Annotated in this window: 17 protein-coding genes; 14 read left to right on the top strand and 3 right to left on the bottom strand. The window is 49.9% G+C overall.

The window, feature by feature from the left end; all coding sequences use genetic code 11:
• The first annotated feature begins 51 nt into the window (after positions 1–51).
• A complete protein-coding gene (locus ACFS7Z_RS09095) occupies positions 52–741 on the top strand; it encodes a fatty acid desaturase (protein ID WP_377483584.1) in 690 nt (229 codons plus the stop codon).
• A gap of 123 nt (positions 742–864) precedes the next feature.
• Entirely contained in the window at positions 865–1,455 is a 591-nt protein-coding gene (locus ACFS7Z_RS09090) for a hypothetical protein (protein ID WP_377483581.1), read from the top strand.
• 71 nt (positions 1,456–1,526) lie between these two features.
• Here ACFS7Z_RS09090 and ACFS7Z_RS09085 read toward each other — a convergent pair whose 3' ends face one another.
• The 3 genes from ACFS7Z_RS09085 to ACFS7Z_RS09075 all read right to left on the bottom strand — a co-directional run bounded on the left by ACFS7Z_RS09085 (position 1,527) and on the right by ACFS7Z_RS09075 (position 4,631).
• A complete protein-coding gene (locus ACFS7Z_RS09085; protein WP_377483579.1) occupies positions 1,527–1,877 on the bottom strand; it encodes a heavy-metal-associated domain-containing protein in 351 nt (116 codons plus the stop codon).
• Positions 1,878–1,929: 52 nt separating this feature from the next.
• On the bottom strand, positions 1,930–4,149 hold the full coding sequence (locus ACFS7Z_RS09080) for a TonB-dependent receptor (protein WP_377483576.1): 2,220 nt from the start codon (positions 4,147–4,149) through the stop codon (positions 1,930–1,932).
• A gap of 80 nt (positions 4,150–4,229) precedes the next feature.
• Complete coding sequence (locus ACFS7Z_RS09075; RefSeq protein ID WP_449301448.1) at positions 4,230–4,631, bottom strand: HYC_CC_PP family protein; 402 nt, start codon at positions 4,629–4,631, stop codon at positions 4,230–4,232.
• 349 nt (positions 4,632–4,980) lie between these two features.
• On the opposite strand from ACFS7Z_RS09075, the gene mraZ reads away from it, so the two are divergent.
• The 12 genes from mraZ to ftsA all read left to right on the top strand — a co-directional run bounded on the left by mraZ (position 4,981) and on the right by ftsA (position 18,828).
• Entirely contained in the window at positions 4,981–5,448 is a 468-nt protein-coding gene (gene mraZ / locus ACFS7Z_RS09070; protein ID WP_377483571.1) for a division/cell wall cluster transcriptional repressor MraZ, read from the top strand.
• A gap of 3 nt (positions 5,449–5,451) precedes the next feature.
• Positions 5,452–6,372: a 16S rRNA (cytosine(1402)-N(4))-methyltransferase RsmH gene (gene rsmH, locus ACFS7Z_RS09065; protein ID WP_377483568.1), complete on the top strand. Its 921-nt coding sequence runs from the start codon at positions 5,452–5,454 to the stop codon at positions 6,370–6,372.
• A 32-nt stretch (positions 6,373–6,404) separates the two neighbouring features.
• Entirely contained in the window at positions 6,405–6,839 is a 435-nt protein-coding gene (locus ACFS7Z_RS09060) for an FtsL-like putative cell division protein (protein ID WP_377483565.1), read from the top strand.
• The gene (locus ACFS7Z_RS09055; RefSeq protein ID WP_377483563.1) at positions 6,829–8,931 is read left to right on the top strand and encodes a penicillin-binding protein; all 2,103 of its coding nucleotides are present in this window, start codon (positions 6,829–6,831) and stop codon (positions 8,929–8,931) included. The genes ACFS7Z_RS09060 and ACFS7Z_RS09055 overlap by 11 nt, the downstream gene beginning before the upstream one ends.
• Positions 8,931–10,394, top strand: a complete 1,464-nt coding sequence (locus ACFS7Z_RS09050; protein WP_377483561.1) for a UDP-N-acetylmuramoyl-L-alanyl-D-glutamate--2,6-diaminopimelate ligase — start codon at positions 8,931–8,933, stop codon at positions 10,392–10,394. The genes ACFS7Z_RS09055 and ACFS7Z_RS09050 overlap by 1 nt, the downstream gene beginning before the upstream one ends.
• Before the next feature lie 51 nt (positions 10,395–10,445).
• A complete protein-coding gene (gene mraY / locus ACFS7Z_RS09045; RefSeq protein WP_377483559.1) occupies positions 10,446–11,666 on the top strand; it encodes a phospho-N-acetylmuramoyl-pentapeptide-transferase in 1,221 nt (406 codons plus the stop codon).
• Positions 11,667–11,697: 31 nt separating this feature from the next.
• Positions 11,698–13,041 (top strand): UDP-N-acetylmuramoyl-L-alanine--D-glutamate ligase, encoded by a 1,344-nt coding sequence (murD, locus tag ACFS7Z_RS09040; protein WP_377483557.1) that lies wholly within the window; start codon positions 11,698–11,700, stop codon positions 13,039–13,041.
• A gap of 32 nt (positions 13,042–13,073) precedes the next feature.
• Positions 13,074–14,243 (top strand): FtsW/RodA/SpoVE family cell cycle protein, encoded by a 1,170-nt coding sequence (locus ACFS7Z_RS09035; protein WP_377483554.1) that lies wholly within the window; start codon positions 13,074–13,076, stop codon positions 14,241–14,243.
• Positions 14,236–15,348: an undecaprenyldiphospho-muramoylpentapeptide beta-N-acetylglucosaminyltransferase gene (murG, locus tag ACFS7Z_RS09030; RefSeq protein WP_377483552.1), complete on the top strand. Its 1,113-nt coding sequence runs from the start codon at positions 14,236–14,238 to the stop codon at positions 15,346–15,348. The genes ACFS7Z_RS09035 and murG overlap by 8 nt, the downstream gene beginning before the upstream one ends.
• Positions 15,345–16,754, top strand: a complete 1,410-nt coding sequence (gene murC / locus ACFS7Z_RS09025; RefSeq protein WP_377483550.1) for a UDP-N-acetylmuramate--L-alanine ligase — start codon at positions 15,345–15,347, stop codon at positions 16,752–16,754. Before murG ends, murC begins: the two co-directional genes overlap by 4 nt.
• Before the next feature lie 100 nt (positions 16,755–16,854).
• Positions 16,855–17,505, top strand: coding sequence for a cell division protein FtsQ/DivIB (locus tag ACFS7Z_RS09020; protein WP_377483549.1), 651 nt, complete (start codon positions 16,855–16,857; stop codon positions 17,503–17,505).
• A gap of 12 nt (positions 17,506–17,517) precedes the next feature.
• A complete protein-coding gene (ftsA, locus tag ACFS7Z_RS09015) occupies positions 17,518–18,828 on the top strand; it encodes a cell division protein FtsA (protein ID WP_377483547.1) in 1,311 nt (436 codons plus the stop codon).
• The last annotated feature ends 13 nt before the right edge of the window (positions 18,829–18,841 follow it).

Genomic DNA, 18,841 nt, shown 5'->3' with positions numbered 1-18,841 from the left:
AGAGTAAAGGTGTACTTCAGGAGATGGCAGGTAATTAGAAACAATTATTGAATGGCAAAAAACAGGCGAAAGGATTACAGAGGTGTGGCGATAGCAGCAGCAGTAGTAACGCTCTGGACCGGGCTGCTGGCATACCTGCTGCAATGGCCTGTTAACTTCCTGTCGCCGCTTACTTACGTTTTCATCCTGCTGCAGACGCACCTGTACACCGGCCTTTTTATTACTGCCCACGATTCTATGCATGGGGTGGTGGCTCCCGGGCACCCGAAGCTAAACAGGGCAATAGGCACTGTTACAGCGTTTCTCTTTGCCTACAACTGGTACCCGCGCCTTTTGCCCCGTCACCACCAGCACCACCGCCATGTGGCCACAGAGCACGACCCGGACTACCACACTGGTTCTTTCTGGCCCTGGTATCTCAACTTTCTGAAACAGTACATTACTTGGTGGCAGATCCTGCTGATGGCCATCACCTTTAATGTGCTGAAAGTTTTCTTCCCGTTGGAGAACGTCATCCTCTTCTGGATGCTGCCGGCAATTTTGGCAACTTTTCAGCTCTTTTATTTTGGCACTTATTTGCCTCACCGCGGAGAGCACCCTGAAGAGAATCCGCACAAGTCCCGAACACAGGCTAAAAACCATCTGTGGGCTTTTGTCAGCTGCTACTTCTTTGGCTATCATTATGAGCACCATGATAAGCCGTACCTGCCCTGGTGGCAGCTATACAAAGCCAAAGGCTGAACTCAGCCACAAGTTTCAGGCGGAAAATATAATTCAGCTCAGCTTGCAACAGCCATTGCCAAAGAGACGTATGGGACTTGACTTTACCACGTGTGGCATCACCTAAACTATACCTCTTCGGTCATGATAAAAAATATATTGAAAGCTGCTCTGTTACTGGCATTCCTGCTTTTTGGCCTCTCTTATCAAACAGTTTATGCGCAGGGCGTCTTTGCAAACAAAGACCCGGGTTCTCTCAGGGCAAGCATCAGCTATGTGTGGCTTTCTGATTTCGACAGTCAGGGCCTTATGTTTAACAACCGGCTACACCACTACCTGGGAGAGCGTTTTGGTTTAGGTGTGAACGTGGGCATGCTCTCAGGGTCACGTTACGACGAAAGCAGTAGAATTTATACCATCAAAAGCACCTACTACATGGGTGGGTTTGACCTGAATTACGATGTGCTGCAGAACGCAACGCTTGTTTTCAGGGTAGGAGCGGGAATGACAGGCCGGCATCGCTCAGAAATAAACACTGATCCGGAAGATCTGGGCGGTACAGTGGATGGCTCCGTTGTCCATATCAGGACGGCTGATGTCGGAGTTACAGGCTTTATAGAAAACGACTTCGGTATATTCCGAAACGGTGTGGCAGGCGGAAGGCTGGAGTACATGTATTATACCAAAGGCTCGCCTGTGCTTGCGATTGGCTTGCATGTAGGATTTACCTTTTAGTCATCCTGTTGTCTTGACAACAGAAAAGGGGCCGCGAAAGCGGCCCCTTTTCTGTATGATGTATGTTGCAATTAATGTGCTCCTTTTTTGCAGCAGTCATCTAATCTGTTGTAAGCACGCTCCTGCGCAGGCTTGTCATCGGCATCGTAGCCCGTCTCTGTCACGGCTTTGCGCACATTGTCCAGGTTTGTTTTGCGGCTATCGAATACAACTGTCAGCACTTTCGAGTCAACATCCAGAGACGATGACTTTACGCCTTTCTCATAAGCCATTGCCTTTTCAAGGGTTTTCTTACACATGTCGCACACAGCAGAAGTCTTGATGGCTACTGTTTCCTGGTTCTTAGGCTGTGTCTGTGCATTCGCACTCATACTCAGGAGAGCTATGAGCATGGATAAGAGCAACATTTTTACCTTTGTCATTTTGATTTGAGGTTATAATGGATTTAAAGTTCTGTTAAATTTATATTCTTAACTAGTCGAGCTTAAAGCGCAGGCCGGCATAAATAACGCGTCCTGTGATAGGCCCCCATACCATACTGGCATCAAAAGTTGAGCCAAACGGGTCGCTGGCACCAACTATCGGGTTAGGCTGTCGATAATTTAATAAGTTTTCTCCACCAACATAAACTTCCCAGCGCTTAAAGGCCCTTGTTACCTGCGCGTTGGTGGTAAAAAACCTGTTTGATTCCCGCATATTCGCTGCATTGCTGTTGCCTTCAATAGAGGCTAATGGCATTAACCCAAAGTACTGCGTCGTCAGGTCGGCGCGCCATTTATCGAAAGGCGTTGCAAAGCCCAGGTTCACGAAGAAACGGTGCTCCGGAATCATAGGCTTTAGCACCAGTTGACCGTTGTAGGTCGTTTTCACATCAAAGAATTTGTAGGCAGCTTTTACGTCAAAGCCTTTCAAAACCTCGTACTGCAGCTCTGCCTGAAAGCTTTTAGAAAATGAGCGTCCAGCCAGGTTGTAGAACATCACGCGGCGGGGATCTGTGTACATATCAGCTACCACCTGGTTGGTAAAAGTTGTGTAGTAGTAGTCTGTCACAAAAGTACCCGGTCTTCCGCCTAACTCAAAGTAGTGGGTAAACGAACCACCAATGTTCCAGGCTTCCTCAGGCTGTAGTGCTTCCCTGAAACTAAACGCTCTTGAACTGACAAGTGCAGCCGTGTTCTCTGCCACAGGATTGGCTACTCTGAACCCTTTGCCAGCCGCCAGCCGGAAAATGGTGTTTTTGGTAGCATCAAATTTAGCATTCAGCCGGGGTGTGAAGATGGTGCCGTAGAGGTTATGAAAGTCGACACGGGAGCCCACTACCACCGTCAGGTTATTGGAGTTGTTGTACACATACTCCAGGAACGCCCCTGGCACGCGCTCTGCCCGCCCAAAGGTGCTGTCGGTTAAGGTCTCGGTGTAGCTGTCGTAGTTGTAGCTGAGGCCGGCTTTATACGTGTGGCCGGTGTGGCCGATAATGGACTGAAATATTAATCTGGCAGAGCCGCTGTTCTGCTCCCCGTCGTAGTTGCGCAAGCCATACTGTGCTTCGAATTTGTGATGCGTAAGCGACGTGATAGCGCCGATGCTCTGGTAAGGCTTTCCCGGAAAAGTATAGGAAGACTTGTTGTAGGCGGTAAGCCTATCGGTTTCAGATTCGGTACCATAGTAAGGCTGCTGCTCCTGTGGCGTATCCTCATCGTAATCCATCTGCCCGCCTATCCTGGTCTCGCGCAGAGCACCCACGCCAAACTCTGATACAACATCCTTATGCTCATACTTCCACTTGTTGTACAGGTTATATTGTGTGCCCAGCGATAGGTCCATAAAGCCGTCCTTGTTACGGTCTACGCGGTTACCAAGGTGGTCAGTGTGCAGCATCAGGATGGTACTCCACTTATCGCCTACTTCAGTGGCTACATTCACATTGGCATCGAAGCGGGCGAGGCTGTTGCCATACACGTTTACGAAAAGCCGCTCGGCCTTTGCCGGATCTTTCAGCATCACGTTCACCTGCCCGGAAACAGACTCATAGCCGTTCAGCACAGAACCGGTGCCTTTGATGATGTCAATAGACTGGATATAAGTGCCGGAGAGGTAGTTAAGCCGGTAAGGCGTAGCAAGTCCCCGCAAGGCGGGGATGTTGTCGGTTGTCAGCAACGTATAGGAACCGTCCAGGCCCAGCATCTGGATCTGCTTTGCCCCGGACACCGCATCCGTGGTCGACACTTCCACAGATGCATTGGTCTCAAAGCTCTCTGCTAGGTTGCAGCAGGCAGACTTCTCCAGGTCACGTGACGTGATAATCTGGGAGTTAGTGGGAGTGAGGGAAGAGTAGCGGGCCTGCTGGCCTTCTACCACCACTTCTTTCAGCGTACCGGAAGCTGCCAGAGGAACGGTGACAAAATCTTTCCCGGCTACCTGAATGGTGTCAGGCTCATAACCAATATAGGTTATAATAATCTCAGGGTTTATGGCATCCTGTTTCTGAAGTATAAAACCACCGGTGGCATCGGTGGCCGTGCCAATGCTGGTGCCTTTCCATACCACATTTGCTCCTATAATCGGATGGTTTGCATGGGCACTGTCTACCACTTTGCCCCTTAGTTCCTGGGCACCGGCAGACAAGGGAAAGGTAAGCAATGCAGCTATAGCTGCGACGTAAGAGCGCGTATTGCTCAGTCTATTCTGTAACATGTTTTGAGTTTTTGAACTTCGGGCGTTAAATCACGACTAATGTGGGAAAAGGTCCCACTTCAGCAATTATCAACCGAAAATCAAATTTGCAGCACCTGCAGGCGGTGCAGGAGTCTGCACCCATAAAGTGGAGGGGAAGAATCGGAGTAGGTGAGGAGGCGCTGGTCTGTTGCCAGGGTGCTGAAACACTGAAAGAATACCTGTTTTACCTCTGAATAAAAGAGAACAGGCAGCGTAACAGCCAGTGCTTTCTGCGCTGAAACCGTCTCCAGTTTAGCAAAAGTCACCTTTTCTGTGCAGCAGCTATCTTCCTCACTGGCAGCCTCTCCGCTCTCGCAGCAGCCGCCATTTTGAGCCAGCATTACCACCTTTTCTAGCCCCGTCATAAGGCAGAGTTGCTCGCTCAATGCAATGCCTGCAGACCCCAGCAAAACGCAGAGGGCAAGCAGCAATGAAAGGGTATGGCGAAGGGTGGTTTTCACATCACAAAGATACACATTTTTCCCACTTTGTCCCAAATTTGCCTCTTTCCCCCACTTTTGCTGCAGGACCAGAACAGGTAAAATTAGTTGTTTTCTATGTTTTGGTCATTTAGCTGTAAAACAAGGCGTTATGTTTTGATGTCTCGTATTATAATCAATACCAGCAAATGGTGCAAATAAACTTATACCCAAAATATAGACGACAAAATGTGGATAATGTGGATAAGTGGGGTGGATAACCATAATTTATCCACAAAGTGGTAAAAAGTGGTAGATTGTGGTTGTGGAGTTTTACTGAATCGCTACATTTGTATAGTCCTAAATCTATACAGTCAAGACCTCGGTGCCTATGAACTTTCTCTCTGGCGAATATGAGTGCAAGATTGACCCCAAGGGGAGATTGGTTTTACCTGCAAAGATAAAAGCCAACCTGCCGGAGGAGTCAGGCAACCATGTTGTGCTTATGAGAGGGTTCGAGCCATGCCTGGTGCTGTATCCGAAGGCGGAGTGGAAGGTGATTTACGATAAGGTAGCCGGGCTCAACGAGTTCAACGAGGAGTACCGCCATTTTCAGCGGAACTTCTTCCGGGGCAACACCGAGATAGAACTGGATGGCACAGGCCGCTTTATTGTGCCAAAGACGATGGCGCGTTTTGCGGCGCTTGACAAGGAGGCGATTGTAGTGGGGCTTGGAAACCGTGTGGAAATATGGAACCCGGACCAATATGAGGACTTCCTGATTAAGGATCAACAGAATTTCTCACAGCTTGCCCAGAAGTTTTTGGGTGATAAACCGGCTGAGGAGCCGCTGATTTAATTAATGGAGTACCACCGCCCTGTCATGTTAGAGGAGTCTGTAGAGGCCCTCGCGATTAAGCCGGAAGGCATTTACGTAGACGTGACCTTTGGTGGGGGTGGGCATTCCTCCCTTATCGCAAGCAAGCTTACAGCCGGTAAGCTCTACGGGTTTGACCAGGACCGGGACGCAGAGGAGCAGTCGAAGAAACTGGACAGCGCTACTTTTCAGTTTGTGCGCGCCAATTTCCGGGATTTGAAAAAGTACCTGCGGCTTTACCGGGTAAAGGAAGTAGACGGTATACTGGCCGATCTGGGCGTTTCATCGCACCAGTTCAATGTGCCGGAGCGCGGCTTCTCTACCCGCTTCGATGGTCCGCTGGACATGCGGATGAACGCAGAGGCAGGTGCTACGGCGCAGGAGGTGCTGGAAACATATTCGGAAGAGCAGCTGCATCGCATCTTCGGAATTTATGGAGAGGTGAAAAACGCGAAGACGCTGGCCCGCACGGTGGCGGAAAAGCGGAACCGGGTGCCCCTGCAAACGATAAACGACTTTAAAGAGGCCATCAGGTCCTGTACCCCGAAAGGGAAAGAAAACAAGTACCTGGCGCAGGTATTCCAGGCGCTCCGCATCGAGGTGAACGACGAGATGAAGGCGCTGGAGGAAATGCTGGAGCAGGCAACAGAGCTTCTGAAGCCGGGGGGACGGTTGGTGGTGATTTCATACCACTCCCTCGAAGACAGGCTGGTGAAGAACTACATTGCAAAGGGAAAGTTTTTTGGAGAGGTAGAGAAAGACCTGTTCGGAAATGAGATAAAGCCGCTGGAGGCGGTGTACCGGAAGCCGGTAACGCCAACGGAGCAGGAGTTGCTGGAGAACAGCCGCTCCAGGAGCGCCAAGCTAAGGGTGGCAGAGAAGAGAGAGGACAGCGGACAGAAGTAATGCAGAGAATTAGCTAAAGGAAACAAATTATTATGGCTTCAAATGTACTAACAAAGAGAGCAGACGCAACAACCAAGGGCAACCTGGTGCGTGTGAAGCCAGAGCCTGAAGCACCGAAGCCTAAAAAGGGCAGAGGTTTCAGCTTATTTGCACTGCTTGATAAGTATGCCAACGTAGATGCCTTGTTTGAGCATGGTGTGCCGCTTAAGTTTATGCCGCACGTCCTGTTCCTGACGGGCATTACCCTTTTCTATATCGGCAACACCCACTTCGCCGAGAAAACCATCCGCAAGATCGATAAAGTCAAAATAGAGACAGAAGATCTCCGTGCAGATTTCACCACGCTCAAGTCTGAGTATATGGAGGCCAGCAAGCAATCGGAGGTGGCACGCAACGTAGCGCCCCTTGGCCTGATAGAAAGTTCCTCTCCACCTTATCAAGTAATAGTGCCTGAAGATGAATATTAAAAAATCCATACTGGTGAGGGTGCGGGTAGCTTTTCTGGCTATCTGCCTTTTCGCGTGTGCGATTGTTTACAAAATCGTGCAGATACAGTTTATGGATGGCCAGAAGTGGAAGAGTATCTCCAAAGAGCGCCGCATCTATTACAAGCCTGTTGCGGCAACGCGCGGAAACATCTTCTCCGACAATGGCAGCATCCTGGCTACCTCGCTTCCATTTTACCGCGTCGCTTTCGACCCGACAGTGGCGAAAGCAGAAGTTTTTAACAGCGGAATTGACTCTGTGGCTTTGCTGCTCTCCAGGTTCTACGGCGATAAATCTGCTGACCATTACCGCCGGAAAATGAAGAATGCGCGCCACGCAGGCCGCCGTTATATCCGCCTGAACAGCCGCCAGATCAACTATCAGGAGAAAAAAATGATGGCGCGCTGGCCTGTCTTCCGGGAAGGGAAAGGCAGAGGCGGCGTGATATTCGAGAAAGTAGAGAAGCGCTTTAAGCCTTTCGGCCTGCTGGCTGATAGAACCATCGGGTTTATCAACGAAGACAAATACGGGGCTGGTTTGGAGTACAGCTTTAACAGCAACCTATCAGGTACAGACGGGGAGGCGCTTTTCGAGCGTATAGCCGGAGGCAGCAAACCGATTTACGACGGTACCGACGTAAAGCCTCAGCATGGCTATGATATCAAAACCACCATCGACATCAACCTGCAGGACGTAGCTGAGAATGCACTTTACAAAGCCCTGGAGCGAACCAATGCAGAGTATGGCTGTGTGATCATGATGGAGGTGAAGACAGGGGAGATAAAGGCGATAGCAAACCTGGGCAAAACAACCGGCGGCTACATCGAAGACTATAACTATGCTGTTGGTAACCAGGGACGTACAGAGCCGGGATCCACATTTAAACTGGCCTCAATGATGGCGCTCTTTGAGTATGCCCCACACGTAAACCTAGCCGATACCATTGACACGGGGGATGGCCGCTTCCGCATCAAAAATACCGTCATGACCGATGCCAAGATCAACGGTTACGGTAAAATAACAGTGCAGCAGGTGTTTGAGAAATCTTCCAACATTGGCGTAGCAAAGCTGATGATGGAGCACTTCGGTAAGGATAACAGGGCGTATGTGGATTACCTCCATAAATTCGGTCTGAGCAGCACGCTTGGTTTCCAGATGGACGGCGAAGCACGTCCTTATATGAAGAACCCACAGGATAAGAACTGGTACGGCACCACGCTTACCTCTATGGCTATCGGCTATGAGTTAAAGCTGTCTCCGCTGCAGACGCTGGCGCTTTATAATGCGGTGGCCAACAATGGGGTGAAGATCCAGCCTATCATAGTGAAGGAAATCCGCAAGGCAGACAACGTGATTCAATCCTTCAATACACGGGTGCTGAACGAGAAAATCTGCTCGGATGAGACACTGAAGAAATTAAAGGCGATGCTGGAGGGAGTAGTGGAGCACGGTACTGCCACCAACATCCGGAGCGCAGATTATAAGGTAGCGGGTAAAACAGGTACGGCGCGCAAAGTAAAGAACGGACGCTACGTGCGCGAATACTCCACTTCCTTTGCCGGTTACTTCCCTGCCGACAATCCGAAATACTCCTGCATTGTGATCATCGACAGCCCGAGAGGCGTGAATGTATACGGTGGCGATGTGGCAGCGCCTGTGTTCAAGGAACTGGCTGATAAAGCCTATGCCCGCGACCTGGCCATGCACAAACCAATGCATGCCCGTGTGATACCAAACAAAGAAAGCCTTCCGCTGGTGCCTGCCGGCAGTTTTGATGACCTCTCAGTTGTCCTGAACAAACTTGGCATCAGCAGCCACGCGACGGCTGGTCTGGATGAGGAATGGGTAAAAGTGGAGCCACAGCGTCGTTCGCTCAACTTAAAGGCAAACCCAGTGCTGCAGGGGCAGGTGCCTGATGTAACAGGTATGACGCTGCGCGACGCATTGTTCATACTGGGTAACCAGCACCTCGAGGTGAAAGTGGAAGGCGCAGGGAAGCGGGTGCAAAGACAGTCTATGGCTCCCGGCACAGAAATAGATAAAGACAAAACGATAACGATTACGCTTAGCTAATGCAGTTACTGCAAACCATACTGAAAGAGGTGAAAGTGCTGGACACAAAAGGTTCGCTGGATGTGCCGGTGGCTGGTATCACGTTTGACTCACGCCAGGTGCGGGAGCAGGTGGTATTTGTGGCAGTGCGCGGTGTGCAGACAGACGGGCATGACTTTATTCCGAAGGCAGAAGAAGCCAACGCGGCCGCCATTGTTTGCGAGGCACTGCCCGCGCAGCCACAGCCAGGGATGGCCTACGTGGTGGTGCAGGACTCGAAAAAGGCACTGGGGCAGATGGCCTCCGCTTTCTATGGTAATCCTTCTAAAAAGCTGCAATTGGTGGGCGTAACAGGTACAAACGGCAAAACAACCTCCGTTACGCTGCTGCACAAACTGTTCCGGGAGTTAGGTTACCATGTGGGGCTGCTCTCCACAGTGCAGAACCAGATTGATGAGGAAGTCATTCCGGCTACGCATACCACTCCGGATGCTGTAAAGCTGAATGAGTTGCTGGCGCAGATGGTGAAGGCAGGCTGTACGCATTGCTTTATGGAGGTGAGTTCACACGCCATGGTGCAGCAGCGCGTGGCGGGGCTTACGTTTGCAGGTGGTGTTTTCACGAACATCACCCACGACCACCTCGACTACCACGGTACTTTTGATGAGTATATAAAAGCAAAAAAATCCTTCTTTGACATGCTGCCGAAAGGTGCTTTTGCGCTTATCAATGCCGATGATAAGCGGGGGCCGGTGATGGTGCAGAATACGCAGGCTAATGTGTATTATTTTGCGCTGCGCAAAGCAGTGGATTTCAAAGCCCGCATCATCGACAATACTATACAGGGGCTGCACCTTGAGGTGGACGGACACGAAATCTGGTGCAAGTTGATTGGGGCCTTCAATGCCTACAACCTGCTTGGGGCCTATGGTGTGGCTGTGCTGATGGAGGAAGATAAAATGGAGACGCTGACCGTGCTGTCAAGCCTGAGTTCAGCGGTTGGCCGCTTCGATTATGTGGTGTCTGATGCACAGATAACAGGCATCGTGGATTATGCCCACACGCCGGATGCGCTGGAGAACGTGCTGAACACGATTCAGCAGATTCGGAACCCGAACCAGAAAGTGATTACGCTGGTGGGTTGTGGTGGAAACCGCGATGCTGCCAAGCGGCCTGTGATGGCAGACATTGCCTGCCGTTTCAGCGACAAAGTGATTCTGACCTCCGACAACCCACGCTTTGAGGAGCCGCAGGCCATACTGGAGGATATGCAGAAGGGGGTAAAGCCGCTTGACTATAAAAAAACGCTGTCGGTGCTGGACAGAAGAGAAGCCATTAAAACAGCCATTATGCTGGCCGAGCCAAACGATATTATCCTGGTGGCAGGCAAAGGTCATGAGACTTACCAGGAAGTAAAAGGGGTGAAGTACGATTTTGATGACAAGCAGGTGCTGCACGATATGTTTCAGCAATTAGGGAAATAAGCCGGAACAGCTGATTACAAAGATTAAAGCCAAAGGAACAGATTACATTAAATGCTATACTACCTCTTTACATATCTTGACCGTGAATTCGATTTCTTCGGAGCAGGTGTATTCCAATACATCTCATTCAGGGCGGGTATGGCTACACTTGTTTCATTGCTGATCGCCATGATTTTTGGCGGTAAGCTGATAAAAGTACTCCAGCGCAAGCAGGTGGGGGAGAGCATCCGCGACCTGGGCCTGGAGGGGCAGATGGAAAAGAAGGGAACACCTACCATGGGCGGGTTGATTATTCTGCTGGCTATCCTGGTGCCGACACTGCTCTTCGCGCGGCTCGATAATATATACGTGCAGCTCATGCTGGTCTCTACAGTGTGGCTTGGCTTAATTGGTTTCCTTGACGACTACATTAAGATTTTCAGAAAGAACAAAGAAGGGCTGGCTGGGCGCTTTAAAATATTAGGGCAGATAGGCCTTGGTTTGATCGTGGGACTGACGCTTTACTTCAACGATGACGTGGTCGTAAGGCAGTACTTGTTATCAGACGGTACTATTTCAGCTGCGAATGCAAGCGGCAGGTACACAGACGTGCATACCATGATCACGACCATACCGTTCCGCAAAAACAACGAGTTGGATTACTGCAACCTGTTCGCTTTTGCCGGACCGCTGTTCCAGGACTGGTCCTGTTACCTGTACATCCCGTTTGTTATCCTGATTATCACCGCAGTATCTAATGGCGCTAACATTACGGATGGAATTGACGGTTTGGCAGCTGGTACATCGGCTATTATCGGTATGACGCTGGCGATTTTCACCTACGTTTCTGGTAACACTATTTTTGCTGATTACCTAGACATCATGTACATCCCGAATTCCGGTGAGTTGGCTATTTTCTGTCTGGCTTTTGTGGGAGCCTGCGTGGGGTTTTTATGGTATAACACCTATCCAGCGCAAGTGTTCATGGGAGATACAGGTAGTCTGGCCATCGGCGGTATCATTGCGGTGCTGGCGCTAATTGTTCGGAAAGAACTGTTGATTCCTATTCTGTGCGGTATTTTCCTAGTAGAGAACCTGTCGGTGATGCTGCAGGTGAGCTACTTTAAGTACACACGCAAAAAGTACGGCGAGGGCCGCCGCATCTTTAAGATGTCGCCGCTCCACCACCATTACCAGAAATCAGGCTACCACGAGTCTAAGATTGTAGGCCGTTTCTGGATTGTGGGAATCATGCTGGCCATTTTGACTTTGGCAACGCTGAAGTTGAGATAACCAGGCAAAATGAACAACGATTAACGAAACTATGAAAGTAGCAATACTTGGAGCAGGAGAAAGTGGTGTTGGGGCTGCTTTGCTGGCAAAGGCAAAGGGACTGGAGGTGTTTGTGTCGGATATGGGGCAGATAAAGGAAAGCTACAAGGAAAAGCTGGCGCAGGCTGCTATCCCATTTGAAGAAGGAACACATACTTTTGACCAAATATTAAACGCTGATGAAATCATTAAAAGTCCTGGCATTCCTGATAAAGCTGCAATTGTACACGAAGCAACCAAAAGAGAGATACCGGTAATTTCCGAGATCGAGTTTGCCGGCAGGTACACCGATGCAAAGTTTATCTGCATCACCGGAACCAACGGCAAAACGACAACGACGCTGCTGACCTATCACCTGCTTAAGAGCGCAGGACTGAACGTGGCGCTGGCAGGTAACATAGGAGAAAGCCTGGCAGAAAAAGTAATTGAGAACAAGTACGATTGCTATGTGGTGGAGTTGAGCAGTTTTCAGCTCGACAACATGTACCAGTTCAAAGCACACATTGCCGTGCTCACGAACATTACACCGGATCACCTGGACCGCTATGAGTACAGCATGGACAAGTATGCTGCCTCCAAGCTCCGGGTGGCGCAGAATATGACCGGTGATGATTTCTTTGTGTACAATGCCGATGACGAGAACATTGCCAAAACTTTCCGGGGAGAGACGTTCGCGGGAACTGCAGTGCCTTTCACACTAAAAGGAGCAGCAGGTCGCAAAGTATTCCAGGAAGGCCAAAATATAAAAGTAGAGCTTGAGTTTTATAAGGGGGAAATCAACACCTCTAAATCCAGCCTGATTGGCAAGCACAACCAATATAACACTATGGCTGCTGTGGCAGTGGCCAAATTGATGCAGGTTTCAGACGAAGCCATTGAGCAGGCACTGGAGAGTTTCCAGAACGCAGCGCACCGTTTGCAGCCCGTTGGAGTAGCCAAAGAGGTTACCTACATCAATGATTCCAAAGCCACCAATGTAGAGGCGGTGTGGTATGCGCTGGAAGGTATTAAACAACCTATTATATGGATTGCAGGTGGCGTGGACAAGGGAAACGACTACAGCACCTTGGTAGAGCTGGCACGTGAGAAAGTGAAAGTGCTGGTGTGCCTGGGCAAAGACAACAAAAAGCTGCAGCAGGCTTTTGGAAGGGTAGTACCGATTATAGCAGAGACGACCTCCATTGAATACGCTGTGCGCCTGAGCCGCTCACTGGCGGAGCCCGGAGATGTGGTGTTGCTGTCGCCGGCCTGTGCGAGCTTCGATTTGTTTAAGAATTACGAGCACCGCGGGCAGCGATTCAAGGAAGCTGTAGAGAAGATAGTACTGAAGAAATAAGGGAAAACAAGCATAACCAAAGCCAAAGGTTTATGAAAAAGGAGTGGTTACAGAAAAACCTGAATGGAGACGCCGTGCTGTGGGGAATCGTGATCGTGTTCTCACTGATCAGCGTAGCCGTGGTGTATTCTGCGACAGGGACGCTTGCCTACAAAAAAATGGAGGGGAATACGGAGTACTTCCTGTTCAAGCATTCTTTCCTGATCATTGTAGGACTGTTCTTTATGTGGGCTGCTCACAAGATTAACTACCGCTATTATTCCAAGCTTTCCCTGCTGGCGCTGCTGCTGTCAGCCCCCCTGCTTATTATCACATTTTTCTACGGTTCCAACATTAACGAAGCGTCCCGCTGGATCACGATCCCGGTAATCAACCAGACATTTCAGCCTTCGGATTTAGCCAAACTGGCTCTGATTTCATACCTGGCCAGCATGCTTTCAAAAAGACAGCAGGTACTGCATGATTTGAAAGGAACCCTGTTACCTATTTTTGGCTGGACAGTAGTTATCTGTGCTTTAATTGCGCTTACGAACACGTCTACTGCTGTTCTGCTCTTCGGCACCTGTATGCTGCTCATGTTTATAGGCAGGGTGCCAGTAAAGTACCTGGCGGCGGTAGTAGTAGTAGGAATTTTTGTTGGCGGTATCGGTCTGGCTGTGGGGCAGCGTATGGACACGGCCATCAGCCGGGTGCAGGATTTCATGGACCCTAATGAGGTGCCCTTCCAGTTAGAGCAGTCTTACATTGCTATTGCCACCGGTGGCGTGATGGGTAAAGGACCCGGGAACAGCGATCAGCGCGACATCCTGCCGCACCCTTACTCTGACTTTATCTACTCTATCATACTGGAAGAATACGGCTTGATAGGAGGGGTGGCCGTGCTGTTTCTGTACCTGGCGCTGCTCTACCGGGGCCTCGTCACGGTGAGTAAGAGCAATGGCGCCTTCGGAGGGCTTCTGTCTGCTGGCCTGAGTTTCAGCCTGGTGCTGCAGGGGATGGTAAACATGGCAGTAGCCGTTGGCCTTGGTCCGATTACAGGACTGCCCTTGCCACTGCTGAGTATGGGAGGGACCTCCCTGATTTTTACTGGTATTTCCATTGGTATTATCTTGAGCGTGAGCCGAAACGAAGGCGATTTGGAGCTCTCCGCTATGGCGACGGCAACTGTAAATACACCCGCTAACGCAACTGTGAATGCCTGAGTCTAACAGACCATATCGCGTAATCATCAGCGGTGGCGGAACCGGTGGGCATATCTATCCGGCAGTGGCAATAGCTAACCGACTGAAGGAAGTTAACTCGGAGGCGGAGATCCTTTTTGTGGGAGCGAAGGGCCGGATGGAGATGACGCGTGTGCCGGAGGCGGGGTATAAAATTGTGGGCCTGTGGATAAGTGGCCTGCAGCGCCGGCTGACGCTGGACAACCTGTCCTTCCCGTTCAAGGTGTTCTCGAGTGTGCGTACGGCACATAAGATTATCAGGGATTTCAAGCCGGATGCTGTGGTGGGTGTGGGAGGCTATGCAAGCGGGCCCTTGTTATATGCCGCTACAGCACGAAAGGTGCCGGCGCTCATTCAGGAGCAGAACTCCTACGCAGGTATCACCAATAAGCTGTTGGCGAAGCGGGTAGATAAAGTATGTGTGGCGTACCCGAACATGGAACAGTTTTTCCCGGCTGAGAAACTGGTATTGACCGGGAACCCAGTGCGCAGCGACATCATGAACAGCCAGCAGAAACGGCAGGAGGCGTTGCAGCACTTTGGCCTGATAGGGGAGAAGAAAACAATTCTGGTGATTGGCGGGAGCCTTGGAGCCAGAACTATTAACCACAGCATTGCTGTTGGCCTGGAGCAAATCCTGCAGGCAGGTTATCAGCTCATCTGGCAAACCGGAAAGGCCTATTTTGCGCAGGCACAGGCGCTGGAAGAAAAGCATGAGGCACAGGATGTGCGCGCTTTCGACTTCATCAAGCGGATGGATCTGGCCTATGCGGCAGCTGATATTGTAATTTCAAGGGCAGGGGCTTTGTCTATTTCAGAGCTTTGCCTGGCCGGTAAACCCGCCATACTGGTGCCTTCCCCGAATGTGGCTGAAGATCATCAGACCAAAAATGCCATGGCGCTGGTGCAGCAAAATGCTGCCATGCTGGTGCGTGACGCAGAGGCGGCTGAGAAATTAATTCCGGCTGCTTTGCAACTTGCGCAGGATGAGCAGGAGCAGAAAAGACTGCACTCGAACATCCTGAAAATGGCCCACCCTAATGCGGCGACTGATATTGTGAACGAGTTAATCGGATTGATCAAGTGAAACTGGAAGACTATACCTACATCTACTTCTTAGGCATCGGCGGCATCGGAATGAGCGCCATTGCCCGCTGGTTCAATGCCAAAGGTTATCCGGTGTGGGGCTACGACAAAACCCGCACCACCTTAACCGAGGCACTGGAGCAGGAGGGCATTATGGTGCACTATGAGGATGATGTAAACCTGCTGCCGCAGGAGGTTTTGCAGCACAGAGAAGAGACACTGGTGGTGCTGACGCCCGCTATTCCGGCAGAGCACACCGAGTGGGCTTACCTGAAGGCGCAGGGCTATACCATCAAAAAGCGGTCAGAGGTGTTGGGTATCATCACGGCATCTGCTTATACAGTAGCAGTGGCTGGTACTCATGGTAAAACCACCACTTCCTCTATTGTCACGCAGCTACTGCATCATGCGGGGGTAGACTGTTCAGCCTTTCTGGGTGGTATTGCCACTAACCTGAACTCGAATTTGCTGATCAGCAAGGCGTCTGCCGAAAATGAGGTGGTGGTAGTGGAAGCAGACGAGTACGACCGTTCGTTCCTGACGCTGTTTCCGGAAATTGCAATTGTAACTTCCGCAGACCCAGACCATTTGGATATTTATGGGGATAACGAGGAACTGATACGCACTTTTCAGAAGTTCATTAGCCAGGTAAAGCCCGGCGGATACCTGTTCTTACACGAAAATACGGACCCCCGGCTGACGGATAAAGTGCAGGAAGGCGTGCAGGTAATCAAGTACAGTTTGAACGGTGGCGAAGCGCATGCTGAAAACCTTCAGATAAACGGGCGTTGGTTTGAGTATGATATGGTAAGTCCGCTGGGGAACATCAGTGGTTTGCGCCTGGGTGTGCCAGGTTTCCATAACGTGGAAAATACAATTGCGGCTACGCTGGCAGCGCAGGTTTTGCAGGTTCCGGCGGAAGAAATCAAGCGTGGTGTAGCGGCTTATACAGGTGTGAAGCGTCGGTTTGAATTTGTGTACGAAAACAAGGACAAAGTATACATCGACGACTACGCGCACCACCCAAGAGAGATAGATGCATTCATGAATTCGCTTCGTGCGCTCTATCCAAACAAGAGAATTTTAGTGATATTTCAGCCGCACCTTTTTACACGTACCCGCGACTTTGCAGATGAGTTTGCAGAGAGTCTGAGCAAGGCGGATGAGCTCTATCTGCTGGATATCTACCCGGCACGTGAGAAACCAATAGAAGGGGTGACTTCAGACATCATTTTGGAGCAGGTAAAGTGTCCAAAAAAGACACTGGTTCAAAAAGAAAAAGTAGTGGAAAAACTGTCCAAAAACAGTGATTTTGATGTTTTGGCCACTGTTGGTGCAGGTGACATTGACACGCTAGTAAAGCCATTAAGAATTTTTTTAGAAAATAACTGCGATGGGCTTGAATAGTAAAATAAAATCTTTAATTTTTGCAGGTTGTAGCCTCGTATCCATAGGCGCTTTAGCAGGGTTTGCCTCTTCCAGGCAAAATGAAAAAATCTGTGAGAAAGTGTCAATTAATATTGATAATGAGTACAATAATTACTTTATTGGGGATAAGGAAGTCCGGGACTTGTTAACACGTGAAGGGGAGCGAAAACTTGAAGGTCTTTATAACCAGGACATCGACCTGAAGAACCTCGAAAAACGCATCGAAGCAAACAAATTTGTAGAGGATGCGGAGGTGTATAGGGGCTTAGATGGTAACGTGCATGTACAGGTAAAACAAACGAGGCCTATTGCTAGAATTATACGAACAGATCAACAAGATGTCTACATTGACGCAGAGGGTAACATCCTTCCTCTGTCCGACAGATACACCGCTCGTGTAATACCAATAACCAAGTCAGCACTTATAAAGTCATCTGACAAAGGGTTCTTCCAGGACTCCATAGGTACGTCTTACCTTTCCCTGCTGCAGTTCATCGAGAACGACCAGTTTTGGAAAGCCCAGATTGCCCAGATGCATATTGACGGCAAAGGGAAAGTTTCTTTCCTGCCCCAGGTAGGCGAGCATACCATAGAGTTTGGTAAGCCTGTGCGGGTAGAGCAGAAATTTAAAAAGCTGATGATCTTTTATAAAGAGGTACTGCCTGTGATGGGTTGGGAGAAATATAAAAGAGTGAACATTGAGTATGAAGACCAGATAATTTGTGAATAACAGAAAAAAGATATGCAGAACGACAAAATAGTAGTAGGCTTGGATATTGGCACAACCAAAGTTTGCGCACTTGTAGGTCGTAAAAATGAGTTTGGCAAGCTGGAGATATTAGGGATGGGAAAAGCTACCTCCGAAGGGGTAGTGCGTGGCATAGTAAGCAATATCGACAAAACAGTAGAAGCCATCCGCAAAGCGATTCGTCAGGCCGAGGAACAGTCGGGTATCAACATTGGTGTAGTGAACGTGGGCATTGCCGGGCAGCATATTAAGAGCCTGCTGCACAACGGAAGCATCACACGCCAGGTGACCGACCATGAAATCACGGTAGAGGATGTAAATCGGCTTACGAACGACATGTACCGGCTGGTGACACCTCCCGGAAGCGAAATCATTCACGTGATGCCGCAGGAGTATAAGGTAGATTATGAAGAAGGGATTGTTGACCCGGTAGGCATGTCTGGTGTGCGCCTGGAGGGTAACTTCCATATCATCACAGCGCAATCCAATGCTATCAACAACATCAACAAGTGTGTCTCGCGCGCAGGCCTGGAGGTCGATCAGCTGATCCTGGAGCCACTGGCATCCAGCATGTCTGTTCTGAGCGAAGAGGAAAAGGAAGCCGGGGTGGCCCTTGTAGATGTGGGCGGAGGCACAACCGACGTCGCGATCTTCAAGGATAACATTATTCGTCACACCGCAGTGTTACCTTTTGGAGGAAATATCATAACTTCGGACATTAAGCAGGGATGTATGGTGATGCAAAACCAGGCAGAACAGCTGAAGGTGAAGTTTGGAAGAGCCATAGCCGATGAGGCTTCCGAAAACGAGATTGTCTCCATACCTGGTTTGCGTGACCGCACGCCAAAGGAAATCTCGCTGAAGAACCTTGCTTACATCATTGAGGCAAGGATGGAAGAGATTGTGGAATTAGTGTATGCTGAAATAGTGCGCTCAGGTTATGCGAATAGCCTGGCGGGGGGCATAGTGGTAACAGGAGGGGGCTCCCAGTTACAGAATCTGGTGCAGTTGGTAGAGTACATCACGGGCATGGATACGCGTATCGGTTATCCGAACGAGCACCTGGGAAGGTCTAAGATAGACGCCGTAAAGAGCCCGATGTATGCCACCAGCGTTGGATTAGTGCTTGCCGGCTACCAGCCGCTGGATCAGCGCGTGGACCATTACACAAGCGTGAACGAGCCTGTGTATCAGAAGCAGCCAGAGCCGAAAAGCACAACTGGCAGCAGTAACACTGGAGGGGGCCTTCTGCAAAAGTTGAAGGGCTTCTTATCAGATGACATCGACAACAAACAAAGTTATTAACCCATTTTAGAGC

The organism is Pontibacter toksunensis, from assembly GCF_042686245.1.
GTDB lineage: Bacteria > Bacteroidota > Bacteroidia > Cytophagales > Hymenobacteraceae > Pontibacter > Pontibacter toksunensis.
Note: the sequence above shows the minus strand (reverse complement) of the source record. Positions and strands in the feature narration are given on the sequence as shown.

What these genes read in the sequence shown, in the direction of transcription:
- ACFS7Z_RS09095 (WP_377483584.1), top strand. Translation starts at nt 52, where the DNA reads ATGGCAAAAAACAGGCGAAAGGATTACAGAGGTGTGGCGATAGCAGCA.
- ACFS7Z_RS09090 (WP_377483581.1), top strand. Translation starts at nt 865, where the DNA reads ATGATAAAAAATATATTGAAAGCTGCTCTGTTACTGGCATTCCTGCTT.
- ACFS7Z_RS09085 (WP_377483579.1), bottom strand. Translation starts at nt 1,877, where the DNA reads ATGACAAAGGTAAAAATGTTGCTCTTATCCATGCTCATAGCTCTCCTG.
- ACFS7Z_RS09080 (WP_377483576.1), bottom strand. Translation starts at nt 4,149, where the DNA reads ATGTTACAGAATAGACTGAGCAATACGCGCTCTTACGTCGCAGCTATA.
- mraZ (WP_377483571.1), top strand. Translation starts at nt 4,981, where the DNA reads ATGAACTTTCTCTCTGGCGAATATGAGTGCAAGATTGACCCCAAGGGG.
- rsmH (WP_377483568.1), top strand. Translation starts at nt 5,452, where the DNA reads ATGGAGTACCACCGCCCTGTCATGTTAGAGGAGTCTGTAGAGGCCCTC.
- ACFS7Z_RS09060 (WP_377483565.1), top strand. Translation starts at nt 6,405, where the DNA reads ATGGCTTCAAATGTACTAACAAAGAGAGCAGACGCAACAACCAAGGGC.
- ACFS7Z_RS09055 (WP_377483563.1), top strand. Translation starts at nt 6,829, where the DNA reads ATGAATATTAAAAAATCCATACTGGTGAGGGTGCGGGTAGCTTTTCTG.
- ACFS7Z_RS09050 (WP_377483561.1), top strand. Translation starts at nt 8,931, where the DNA reads ATGCAGTTACTGCAAACCATACTGAAAGAGGTGAAAGTGCTGGACACA.
- mraY (WP_377483559.1), top strand. Translation starts at nt 10,446, where the DNA reads ATGCTATACTACCTCTTTACATATCTTGACCGTGAATTCGATTTCTTC.
- murD (WP_377483557.1), top strand. Translation starts at nt 11,698, where the DNA reads ATGAAAGTAGCAATACTTGGAGCAGGAGAAAGTGGTGTTGGGGCTGCT.
- ACFS7Z_RS09035 (WP_377483554.1), top strand. Translation starts at nt 13,074, where the DNA reads ATGAAAAAGGAGTGGTTACAGAAAAACCTGAATGGAGACGCCGTGCTG.
- murG (WP_377483552.1), top strand. Translation starts at nt 14,236, where the DNA reads ATGCCTGAGTCTAACAGACCATATCGCGTAATCATCAGCGGTGGCGGA.
- ftsA (WP_377483547.1), top strand. Translation starts at nt 17,518, where the DNA reads ATGCAGAACGACAAAATAGTAGTAGGCTTGGATATTGGCACAACCAAA.